The organism is Spirosoma luteum DSM 19990, assembly GCF_000374065.1.
GTDB lineage: Bacteria > Bacteroidota > Bacteroidia > Cytophagales > Spirosomataceae > Spirosoma > Spirosoma luteum.
Window position 1 is genome coordinate 37,345 of the sequence record NZ_KB893273.1, and the last position, 12,177, is coordinate 49,521.

Annotated in this window: 8 protein-coding genes and 1 other RNA gene; 3 read left to right on the forward strand and 6 right to left on the reverse strand. The window is 50.3% G+C overall.

All coding sequences use genetic code 11. The features are described 5' to 3' along the window. Positions 1 to 56 precede the first annotated feature (56 nt). Together B156_RS0120660 and B156_RS0120665 are read right to left on the reverse strand one after the other, a co-directional pair. Positions 57 to 605: a DUF6580 family putative transport protein gene (locus B156_RS0120660; protein ID WP_018621688.1), complete on the reverse strand. Its 549-nt coding sequence runs from the start codon at positions 603 to 605 to the stop codon at positions 57 to 59. Positions 606 to 781: 176 nt separating this feature from the next. Continuing rightward, a complete protein-coding gene (locus tag B156_RS0120665; protein ID WP_026260952.1) occupies positions 782 to 1,423 on the reverse strand; it encodes a hypothetical protein in 642 nt (213 codons plus the stop codon). Positions 1,424 to 1,590: 167 nt separating this feature from the next. Here B156_RS0120665 and ssrA point away from each other — a divergent pair. Next, positions 1,591 to 1,964, forward strand: a transfer-messenger RNA (tmRNA) gene (gene ssrA, locus B156_RS30975). Between the two features lie 143 nt (positions 1,965 to 2,107). On the opposite strand, the gene B156_RS0120670 is transcribed toward ssrA, so the two are convergent. The 4 genes from B156_RS0120670 to B156_RS0120680 form a co-directional block, all read right to left on the reverse strand. After that, a complete protein-coding gene (locus B156_RS0120670) occupies positions 2,108 to 2,605 on the reverse strand; it encodes an IS1 family transposase (RefSeq protein ID WP_018621690.1) in 498 nt (165 codons plus the stop codon). Beyond that, complete coding sequence (locus B156_RS32645; protein WP_084757814.1) at positions 2,592 to 2,855, reverse strand: IS1-like element transposase; 264 nt, start codon at positions 2,853 to 2,855, stop codon at positions 2,592 to 2,594. Before B156_RS32645 ends, B156_RS0120670 begins: the two co-directional genes overlap by 14 nt. Positions 2,856 to 3,402: 547 nt before the next feature. After that, positions 3,403 to 5,388, reverse strand: a complete 1,986-nt coding sequence (locus tag B156_RS0120675; RefSeq protein ID WP_018621691.1) for a heavy metal translocating P-type ATPase — start codon at positions 5,386 to 5,388, stop codon at positions 3,403 to 3,405. A 7-nt stretch (positions 5,389 to 5,395) separates the two neighbouring features. After that, the gene (locus B156_RS0120680; RefSeq protein WP_018621692.1) at positions 5,396 to 6,031 is read right to left on the reverse strand and encodes an MntP/YtaF family protein; all 636 of its coding nucleotides are present in this window, start codon (positions 6,029 to 6,031) and stop codon (positions 5,396 to 5,398) included. Positions 6,032 to 7,126: 1,095 nt separating this feature from the next. Here B156_RS0120680 and B156_RS0120690 point away from each other — a divergent pair. Both B156_RS0120690 and B156_RS0120695 read left to right on the forward strand, forming a co-directional pair. Continuing rightward, positions 7,127 to 11,311 (forward strand): hybrid sensor histidine kinase/response regulator transcription factor, encoded by a 4,185-nt coding sequence (locus tag B156_RS0120690; protein ID WP_026260954.1) that lies wholly within the window; start codon positions 7,127 to 7,129, stop codon positions 11,309 to 11,311. Between the two features lie 218 nt (positions 11,312 to 11,529). Further along, positions 11,530 to 12,177 (forward strand): RICIN domain-containing protein (locus B156_RS0120695; protein WP_425423314.1); only part of this gene is annotated, 648 nt, incomplete at its 3' end.

Below are 12,177 nucleotides of genomic sequence, written 5' to 3' on the forward strand. Positions count from 1 at the left end.
ATAATGTCGGCACTGGACATCATACGGGCACCGTTGTTTGTTAGTCTATTCGGTTGTCAGTCGTTCAGCCTTACCGGACGTAATACGGTAAAGCGTTGCTGAAGCAGGTAGTAACTACCAAACAGTACCGCACTGAAAAACAGATCACCCAGCAGTCCATTCAGGAAGAAGGACGTGCCGTTATAAAACGCCAGCCCGGCTACGTAACAGCCCATCAGACCAGCCGCCGTTTGTGGATAAAACGAGCTACCGTACCATACTACAAAGTTGGTAATCAGAAAGAAGAGAATGGACGAGCTAACAGATGCCAGGGCGATGCGACCAGCCGACGGGCGCTGTAAACTCCATAGACCAATGAGCCACACCAGCGCGAAGCTGATGTAAACTGCTCCCATGCTATTATGAAATCCAATTAGTGTATCACTTAAAAGCATGGCTGCAAGCGGAACAAACAGCCCCAGCCATTTACGGTCGAAGGAAGCAGCCCCAAATAGAGCCAGCGCAGCTACGGGTGTAAAATTGTACCAGTGCGGTACCAACCGAAACAGGGCCGTAGCCAAAATAAGTATAGTCAGTAATGTCAGGCGAATCTGTAGGGGCTTCATATGTATAAAATCAGCAGTTAGGGAATCAACGTAAACGAGTGGCGAATTGATCCTGCAATGTGTGTGGCAAAGATAACCCCTTAAATAGTTATGGCAAAGCCTGCCGGTAGTTGTGCAGCAAAACAGCACTGATTCGCCTGAATTTACCCCATAAAACCGGGTATGGCAGAAGAAAGTCAGTTAGCTGTGTAGTGGTGTAGAAACGTAATCAGCCGCTCGAAGTGGGTTTGTTCGTAGGAATTTTGCGTCAGGCGAACAAGCGAGTGCCGGTATTCGTCCACCAGCCTGTCAAAATAGGGATTGTGGTTCAGCCGGGCCGCTATAAGTCCTTTGTAGCACCGGTGGGTTTGATTGTACACATAGCGACAGGGCTGGTCGGGCTGGTCGTTCAGTAACTGATCGATAACGGCTATGGCGTAGGCTTTCTGCATAAATTCAAATCCCTGCTGGTCGAAAAATAATTCTATCTGTTCGCAAACGTGCATAAGTTCATCCTCCGAATGAATTCTATACCGGAAATACTGGAGGCCCCTAAACCGACCGATAGATAATAAAAACGTGTTGGCATCAGACCTGAACTCAGTCAGGTTGTGTAAAAATTGCTGGGCAATCTGTTCAATCTGATCATTTCGGCAGCCAAAATTTACCTCCAGCATGGTATCGTCCGGATATGGTACAGAGGAAAGAACAATATTCTGAAATCCATTGGCCGTTTCCCGGCGAAACTGTTTTTTTTCGGGCAACAATCCGTAACCGTGTTGCGCAAAAAACGGTGCCAGGCACTCATACAGTTTCGTTTCAAAAGGAGTAACAGTCATGTCATTTAACGTTACGGAAATGGCACAGGTCGCCTTCCGGTACAACTACATTTAAGCACCTATTGTTACGCGATTTGCCCCTACCCCTGATTTCTTCCGCTGAGCAGAACTAAACGGGGCAGTGAACAGTTACATTATTTACACGCCCAAATCAGGGCCGTTAATTTGGGGACGACCGGAATTGACAGCTTGCAGAGGTCGCGTGTAAGCATGCCGGGAGTTGACGGAATTTCCCGCCCAAACAAATCGTCAAAACAATAACAGGCGAGTATAACTACGCCATGGCTGCCTAATCCGGAGGATTAAGCATTAGCCATTGTCTCCCCGGCCTACGTGCTGCTGGCTGGATCAGGAGGCACCATCTCGCAGCGCTGGCTCAGTTTATGGTGTTAACGGCTGAGCGAGACACAAGCACCTACGGATGACGATTGGTTTGGTACACACCGGTCTGATTCCCGACAATCCCAAGCGTACCTAAGCATGTAGAAAGCACGACGGGTTCCTTGACTGGACGAGGGTTCAAATCCCTCCGTCTCCACAAACAGGATTGTAAATCACGTAGTTACAAGATTTACACACAGTATTGCACACAAAAGCGGGTTATGCACAGGCATTTCCCGCTTTTTGTTTTTTAAGGAAAGGGGGTACGCTTTAAACGCGATCTTTTGACTATTTGGTGATGGCTTAATTGCGTTTATCGGCAAAGAAAAATTGATTAATGAATAGGCCTATTATTGTGTCGTGAATCACGACTGACTTTGAGAAGCAAATGGTTCGGCGGGTCAATCGTTTTAAACGCGTTCGAAGGGTCAGGTGCTTACGTTCAAGACTTTGCAAAGATGCTTTACGGATTAAGCGAAAGCGTTGGTCTAAGCAGTCAAAATAGGCCCACCAAGAGTCCTTTATCCACCTGATTACTTCAATTTTAGCCACCTCCAACAGATTCATCAAGTGGCGGAACGTTTGGTGGGTACGGCCGCACCGGCGGACCGGTCCCAAAACAAAGGCAATAATCTCGCCTGTCACGGCATCCTCCACCCACCACAGCCAGCGGGGTTGTTTCTTCTTACCCACGTAGGACCGCCCGGCGGCCCGGCACATCTCATTGACTTTGAGACTCATTTTCAAGCCTCTATCAATATACAAGGGGTTAACATGAATGACTTCACTACTTTTTTTCAAACTGAGTGCTGACGGTGTTCCGATTAACGCCTAAAATACGGGCGGTATCACGTATGCCTGCTCCGTTGAGTACCATCTGAGTGATCTGCTCGTTGACCAAGGGGTCACGGGCCTTGTGGGTGTAAGTTTGAACAAACGTTCGGCTACAGTCATAACAGCGGTAACGTTGAGTGCCTGCACGGGTTGTGCTATAGCGTTTGACTTGTTGAGTTTGACCACAATGCTTACAGGCAACCGCTTCTAAGACCATTCACAAACATATCTGATTCAACGCAGTTAGGCCATTACCAATCATTGAAACAAAACTGGCACTTGGCTTTACTTCTCGTCGAATCAACTCTGTTGCGATAAGAATTTTCCAAGAACTGTACAGCCTTTACAAAAGCATAAGTTCTTCACGGTAACCAACGTCATTGGCCATGCTACTTAATGACAACATGCAAGTCAGTGCCTAGTTTGTGTAAATGCAGGTCAATTGTTTCATATTGAGCCTTTTTGAAATTTAAGTACCTAATAAGTGTGGGAATATTATGGTTACTACCCTATAAATCCAGTCGGTTCAGGACAGGGATTACCAACATATCTTGCCTAATTTCTTGCTAACAACTGAGCGGAAATAAACAGGATTGGCCTTGGTAACATCACGCCTGCAAGCCTTTTGCAAACGGATCACCATGCCGAAATCCCTAATACGGGCGGCCACAGCGATCCGGTAGCCCTATTAGCAACAGTTAAGTAAACAACTAGCCAAGCTCTCCTCCCAGTTCATAGCCTGCGGGGAGGGCTTGGTTGGCTGCTTACTTAAATGTTAAGTTCTGTACCCGAACGGCGTTCAGAATCGCCAGCATAGCTACGCCGACGTCGGCGAAAACGGCCTCCCACATCGTGGCAAGCCCGCCCGCACCCAGTACGAGTACGATGCCTTTTACGACTAAGGAGAGCGTAACGTTCTGCCAAACAATCCGGCGCGTTGCCCGACCAATCTCAACCGCCATGGCAATTTTAGCCGGTTCATCGTTCTGAATAATAACGTCGGCGGTTTCGATGGTCGCATCGGAGCCTAAACCGCCCATCGCTATGCCCACATCGGCCAGGGCGACTACCGGCGCGTCGTTCACGCCGTCGCCAACGAAGGCCAGCTTCGCTTTCGGATTGCCAGCCAGCTCTGCTTTAAGCCGCTCGACCTGCGCCACTTTGTCTTCGGGTAACAGATCGCCGTGCCACTCGCCGATACCCACCTGCTTAGCCACCAGTTCGACCACCGCCGATTTGTCGCCCGATAACATTACGGTGCGGATGCCGTCGGCTTCCAGGCGTTTCACAGCCTCGGCGGCATCGGGTTTCACTTCGTCGGCGATGGTAAAATAACCCGCAAACTGTCCGTCGATAGCCGTCATCACGATGGTGAAGGAAATCTGGGTCAGTGCCTCATCAAACGCAACATTGAATTTACGAAGCAGTTTGGCATTCCCCGCCAGCATTGCTTTCCCATCGACCTGCCCTTTAAGCCCGTGCCCGGCAATCTCTTCTACGTCTTCGACCACTACCGTTTCGTAGCCCGTACCAGCGTATTCGATAATGGCCGTGGCCACCGGGTGCGTTGATTTACTTTCCAGCGCGGCTGTCAATCGAGCCAGTCCGGGCGCGTCGATACCTACGGGTTTAACATCCTGTACCTTGAAAACACCTTTAGTCAACGTACCGGTTTTATCCATGACCACCGTTTTTAGCTGGGTCATCAGGTCCAGAAAGACCGAACCTTTGAACAGAATACCCTGCTTTGAGCCAGCCCCGATACCCCCGAAATAGCCCAGTGGAATAGAAATTACCAGTGCGCACGGGCAACCAATCACCAGGAATACCAAACCCCGGTAGAGCCAATCCTGAAACTGATAGTTTTGAACAACGAAATATGGCACTACCGTAATCAGCAGGGCGAGGGCGCAAATGGCGGGGGTGTAGATTTTGGCGAAGCGGGCGATAAATTCCTGCGTCTGCGCTTTGCGGCCCGTAGCCTGCTGTACCAGTTTGAGAATACGCGACAGTTTGGAATCCTGGTAGGGCGTGGTAACATCCATCTCCACCAGCGACTGCCGGTTGATCATCCCCGCCAGCACGGCTTCCCCTTTTGCAATGGTCCGGGGTACGCTTTCGCCCGTCAGCGCAGCCGTATCGAAGGTACCGTTATTGGAACGCATCACCCCGTCCAGACCTACTTTCTCGCCCGGCTTTATCTGAATGACATCGCCCACCCCAACGGTAGCGGCTTTAACAGTCTGCGCCTGTCCATTATGCAGCACGGTCACCTCATCGGGGCGTACGTCGAGCAGGGCCTTGATAGAGCGACGTGCCCGCAGCACGGCCGCATCCTGAAATAACTCACCAATGGTATAAAACAGCATCACCGCTACGCCTTCGGGGTATTCCCGAATACCAAACGCCCCCAGGGTCGCTACGCCCATCAGGAAAAACTCGGTGAACAGTTCGCCTTTGCCAATGCTGCTCACCGCCCGGCGCAGTACCGGCCAGCCCACGGGCAGGTAAGCCAGAACGTACCAGAGAAGCCGGCTGGGGTCCTTGAACCAGCTTTTGGCGTAATAGTCGAGCGCAATACCGGCCAGTAGCAGCACCAGGCTGATAGCTGCCGGGGCATAGGTGCGCCAGACCTGATCCGGGCCTTTCTTAGCGGGGGCCACATCGGCCACCGGGGTCGTGCCTTCTTCGATTAATTCGATGTCGTCATCATCGTCGTGGTCATGGTTGTGGTCGTGGTCGTTAGCCATTGGGATGTCAGAATTTAATAAAAAAGATGAGAACACCGAGGGTAATCAGAATACCGCCGGTTATGCGTTTTTCGTACTGATCGAGCCAGTGCCCGTTTACGCGGGCCAATCCCCGGTACGACACCGCCGTTAGCCCCACCATGCAGGCAATGGTCACAATGGTATAGGTTACGGCCAGCGTAGCGATGGCGGTCCAGCCCAGGGTACCCGCCGTGAAGAAGAATGTTTCAATTTCCAGGCAGGGCGAAAAAAGCATCGCCACCGACAGTGTCGTAATAATGGTCGATTTGGAACGGCCCGTCAGTCCTTTTGGCACGTGTTCGTGAGGGTGGTCCGGCGATCCGGCATTGGTGTCGTGCATAGCAAAGTAGATTAGGCCCATGAACACTAACAGTAGCGATGCAATTAACCGGGTCTGCGCTTCTAATCGTTCAGATACTTCCATGCCGATGGCCCCGATAACGACGCCCAATGTCACCGTACTCAGCGTATGAAAAAAGCCGCTCAGTGCTACTACGCCCAGTGTTTCCCGTTCTGACCAGCCCTCGGACCGACCAATCAGCACGACCGGTAACCAGTGGTTAGGAATGGCTGCGTGAACGGACCCCAGCAAGATACTGCCGATTAGTAAGTTCCAGAGCATCTAATTATTTTTTGGGCTACATGTCATGTTAGATGTGCAGCCGTTTCTGGCTTTTTACCAACCCGGCGTAAAACCCATCATACGAATAACATTGAATAGTTTACATAGTTTGCTCCCTTGATGGCCAGGCTTAATCCCAGCGCCCCGCCAATGAGCGACTGCCGTCGGCGGGGTGAAGTGTCAAAACTACCTGATAGAAACGCATTCCCGTGGCAACAATGCCAAGTGCCGCCATGACCAATTGATTTATCTGAAGCGGCTTTTTTCGAGCGTGATTATTTCAGCACACCTGGCCCTACAAGCATTGACCTGGCTTTACGACGAACAGCAGATCCAGTGGCAAATCTGGCCGCTTCGTTCAGGTACAATACGCTTGTTTGTTGTTGAAGAGTAGTCATTGACACGGGCCACCGGGGGGCAGGGCTGTGGCAGTTGGACTACCAGTACCAGTGTACTTAGTCCACGCTGTTTGTTAGGACGTGTTGGCGAATTGACCAGTAAAATCATAGCAACGGCTAATTAGACAAGCTGCGTTCCTGATTTGATAAGGAAAGGCACGTTTATCTTCAACCAATAACCGCCCGCTCATCTGTTGGCTAAATTAGTAGCCAGATTAGGACATGTTCGAATAGCGATAGCCCATAAAAAAGATGTCCACTGACTATTTGTGTAACTCAGATCAAGTTAATACCAGCCCTATCAATGGCTTTTTTGTATACCTTATAGTAGATTTTAGTGATTATTGCCCTATCGCGGCCGTTCTATCAGCAAATGCTCGCCCGGCTTAACCAGATGATTATTTGAGGTAACCGTTATAAGATAGCCGTCTATGTCCATTTAACTACCGGTCTGCCAGTCAGCGAAATGAGCCTGGTGGAGGCCAACCAAGAAGATGTTGTTTTAGCCTTCAACGTTATGTTTAAGCGCAATAACCCCGAATCGGAATGGCTATTGGTGACTCCCCTTACCTTTACGGATGATCGGTAACGCTACCCAATGAGCCTAGTGATGAGGTCATGTTGGTCTGGTTAAATAAGGGATTGATCGAACCTAAAAATAGGCTGTTTACTTACCTTTCCAGAAAAAATACGTCGAATGCGCCTTCTTTGTCTGGTATTCTGTTTACAGCCTTTTTTTAGCTTCGCTCAACTTAAGGGCTGGCAGGAAATCACCATATCCGAAGGCTTGTCGCAAGGCATGATCTATGATCTCAAACAAGATCATAAGGGCTTCATTTGGGCCGCTACTAAAGACGGACTGAATCGCTATGATGGCTACAATTTCACCGTTTTTACCCACAATGTTAATAACAAGTACAGCCTGTCGTCCAATGCCTGTTCTACCTTACTGGTTGATCGTCATGGGCGCTTATGGATAGGAACGTTAAACCGGGGACTCAATCTATATGATGAGCGAACGCAACGGTTCTACCCTGTCGACATGAGTGATCCGGCTTTTCCTGACGCCGGAAATTATGAGATTAGTTTGTTGGCAGAAGATCCGGAAGGTAACATCTGGGTAGGCACCAGTCAGAATAAACTCGTTAAAATTACCTTGTCTGATTCGCTACGCAACGGTTTTCCCCAGCAGGCTGATGCTACGCCCCAGGTTCGATTCAGCCGATTTTCATTTCCATTACATGGAGTAAGCAGTGGTAGCGCGCCGACACGGATTAGCTTTCATAATGATGGTCAGGCGGTGGTCAGTGCTGCCAGAGAGTTATACACACTGAACTGGCGGAAGCCGAAACCTGCCAGCTATTCGCAAATCAAACGCTTTGGCTCATTGGCCACGCTGTTTAAGGCAACACCAGATGGGCAACAACCTGACTACTGGTTTGGATTTAGTGCGGATACACTCGTTGGCTGGCAACAGACCAGACGAAAGGTTATCAGGAGGCCACCTGCAAAAAACATCAATGTATATCTGGATGAAATTGATGACCATACTGTAGCCGTAGCAACGCCAGACTTTTTGTGGCTTTTGTCGCCTGCTCAACTCTATGCCCAGGATAGCCTGTCGGCCCGCAATGCGTTTGCCGTTATGCCGCCGAATCTATTTGGCGTTACGAAACTCCTCATTGACCGAACGGGCAATATCTGGGTGGGTACAGCAGGCTATGGTCTGCGTAAATTTAGTCCCCGTATCAAGCAGTTTAAAACCTACCTGCCCAATATCTCCCTCTCGTACTTATTTCAGGATAAACAGGGGCAGACCTATGTTCGGAGTCAGTTCGACTTTGGACGGTTAGACCGTTCCAACAATCGCCGAACCCCTTTTTTAATTAAAAGCGGCATAACGTTAGGTGAACGGCCCGCTTACATCATTCAGGATCATAAGGGATTTTTCTGGGCATCCATGGTTAACGATCAGGCCGATCCTCCTGCTCATCGACTCGTTAAGTTTTCAACGAATTGGCAACAACTCAAAACCTATTTGCTGCCGCCTGGCATTGCCTTTGGTTTTTATGGGAACCAAACCCGGGAAGACAAAGCCGGAAATCTCTGGATCGGGGCGACGAATGGTAAGCTCTTAAAGTTCGACCCGGCAACAGAAACCTTTACTGTCTTTTCTTACCAGCGTTTGCTACCCAGGCAGGCTGCCGAGATAGAGACATACTCCCTGTATTTCGATGGGGCCGGTACGGGCTGGATTGGTACACGGAGTGGTCTTATCCGGGTCAATCATCCGCAGTCAACGCCGTCTTTTACGATCTACAAAAACGATAGTACTAAACCTGAAAGCCTGAGCAACGATTTTGTGTCAAGTACAATCGACGATCCTGATCGGCCGGACAACTACCTCTGGATAAGTACGAAAGGGGGCGGGTTGGATCGGTTCGAAAAACAAACAGGGCAGTTTCGGCATTTCACCGAAGCCCAGGGACTGCCCAACAAAGTGGTCTATGGCATCCTGACAGATGAGTTTAAAAATCTCTGGATGAGTACCAACCGGGGCCTGGCTCAGTTTAATCCCCGCACATTCAGGTTTCGTAAGTATACCAAAGCGGATGGGCTTCAGGATGATGAATTCAATACGGGTTCGTTTCTTAAAACCGTATCAGGCGAGTTACTCTTTGGGGGCGTGAACGGGTTGACAGCGTTTCAGCCCAGAGACGTAGTCACTACGGCTGCCGGATCGGCTCCCCAAGTCCATATCATTGGGCTGAAAATCAATAACGAAGCCGTTGCTGTGGGTGCCGCTAACGGCATTTTACCGGAAAGTATTGAGGATACCCGACAACTCGATTTGTCGCATACCCAAAACTTACTGACCCTGGAATTTGCGCTGATGGACTATGCTAATTCGGCTAAAAATCAATATCGATACCGGCTGGCTGGTATCGATCAGAGCTGGGTAGAAGCTGGCACTAACCACTTCGCCAACTATGCCCAACTGCCCAGTGGCACCTATACGTTTGAGCTGGAAGGCTCTGCCAATGGGGAGATTTGGAGCAAAGCCGTCCCGTTAACAATTCAAATTCATCCACCCTATTACCGTACCTGGGGGGCGTATCTGCTCTATTTCTTTGTACTGCTGCTCGTTGGTTGGCAACTGTACCTGTTCCAGAAACAACGATGGTTGTTGCAGCAACAGCTAACTCTTGAGCACAAAGAGGCCAGTCGATTAGCGGAGCTCGATGCACTTAAAACCCAGTTCTTTACCAATATCTCCCACGAATTTCGGACTCCTCTAACCTTGATCCTGAGCCCCATCATGGATCTGAAACGTAAACTGCCCTCCGAACCGGTACTGGAGATAATGGAGCGTAATGGTAACCGGTTGCTGAGTCTGATCAATCAGTTACTCGACCTAAGCAAGCTCGAAGCCAACCAACTGAATCCCGAACCCGAACCGGGCGACCTGGCTGTGTTTCTATGGACACTGACCAGAGCGTTTTCCTCCCTGGCAGAAAGTCGCCTGATTCAGTTTTCTTTTACCCAGAACGCTGACAGTTGGTGGACCGAATTTGACCACGATCGAATCGAAAAAATAGTTACTAACCTGCTGTCAAACGCCCTTAAGTTTACTCCCCCCGGGAAGCAGGTTCAGATGCGGGTTGAGTATCCGCAATTGGGCCATTCGGCAGCGGTAAGGATCACTGTTGACGATACCGGTATTGGTATTGCTCCTGATCAGTTGACACATATCTTCGAGCGTTTTTATCAGCGGTCATCCGATTCGGCCGACGGACAGATGAATCGTGCCTATGAGGGTACAGGTATTGGGCTGGCCTTGGTGAAAGAACTAGTTCGGGTACTGGGCGGAGAGGTAAGCGTGACCAGTACGTTGGGGGTAGGAACAACCTTCACCCTATGGCTGCCCATGACGATCCTGGCCAAACCAGCCGGCATACCCCTGTCGGTAGATAGTGAAACAAGCCAACCCGCCCTATTGAACCTGCCGACCTCCATAGCCGACTTGGCGATATCCACGACGAGCGTCCAGCCCGGTACGGAAAATAGTCTGCTCATCATCGATGATAATGCCGATATCCGGGCTTATGTGCGCCGTATTTTTGAAAACGAGTACCAGATTATCGAAGCCATGGATGGGCTTGAAGGGCTGGAACGGGTTACAGAGATGGTGCCTGACATCGTAATTTGTGATCTGATGATGCCCCGACTTGATGGCTTCGGTTTTTGCCGAGCCCTGAAAACCCAGGAAGCCACCAGTCATATTCCGGTGGTGATGCTCACGGCCAAAACCACGCCCGGGGATCGGATCACGGGCTTCGAACTAGGGGCTGACGATTATCTGACCAAACCCTTCAATCAGGCTGAACTTCGTGCCCGGGTACGCAACCTGATTGACCAGCAACAGCGGTTATTCCGGCGTATGGTAACGGACAATTCTGTTCCGCTCCTTACCAAAGGGACTGCTGAATCGGTTGACGTTGTTTTGCCGGTTAGTGAACAGAAATTTTTAGACCGGCTGTCGGTCGTAATCCATCAGCACATAAGTGATCCGGACTTCTCTGTCGAAATGCTTGCCGAAGGAGTCAACATGAGTCGGACGCAGCTACACCGAAAACTGAAGGCGGTCACCAACCTGAACGCCACCCTTTTTATCCGCAATATTCGGCTGACGAAAGCTGCGGAGTTGCTGCATGCGGGAGAGAGCAATGTAACTCAGGTAGCCTATGCCGTCGGGCTTGAAAATCTCTCCTACTTTGCCCGAGTGTTTCAGGAGCGCTACGGGGTAGTACCCTCTCAGTATAGTAAATCAGCCGCAACCCTGGCAAATTCACAACGGAATGATCTTTCTAAAACAACCTGATTTCAGCTGCTTTTTGAGTAAAATGAAACGTGGTTGTTAATTATTGAAACGTGAGTGGCAGCGGTTAAGTGGGAATTGGCAGTACTTGCACCCGTATTTGACGATCATTTCGTTGCCTGTATCGATCCGCGTTGGAGTAGATAGTCAGGTGATTCGGGAGGCTATCGTTACGTGCGCTTTAGTCCCATTATCTAACCCATATTTACTTCATGAATTCAATGTTTACGTACATCCAGAAGCTGTATGCTACTGGCTACAGTCTTTTTATTGGCCTCCTTTGTTTGTTGGGGTGCCAAACCGTCGTTTTTGGTCTGTCACTACCGGCTGGACACAGCGCCATTGGTGAGAAGATAAAAATCAGATCCGGTGTTAACCAACCATCTGAAGCGGTCTTCTCACCTACACGAGCAGTAGCCCCCTCCTCGTCACCGGGTTCTGTTTCGGTGGTTGAAGCCAATAAGTGCTATCGACTCGTATCCCGGCTCAGTGGAAAAGTACTCGCCGTAAGCGGCACCGCCCAGAGCGACGGCGACCAACTTACCCAGCAAACCGATGCTACTAAACTGACCCAGGGCTGGCGCTTCACGGCCGCTGGCGGGGACTACTACAGCATTCAGGTGTTGTCTACCCAGAAAGGCATTCAGGTGGCCAACTCGTCAACGGCCGATGATGCTTTGCTGGAGCAATGGACCTATTGGGGGGGCGCTCATCAGCAGTGGCGGCTGGTGCGCAACGGGGAGGGNTATTTCACCCTGCTCAACCGCAACGCCAACAAGGCCATCACGGTGCGTGCTGCCAGCACGGCCGAGGGGGCACCGATCAGTCAGATGGCTCTGGGAGTGGGGCAGGAACAGCAGTGGAGCATT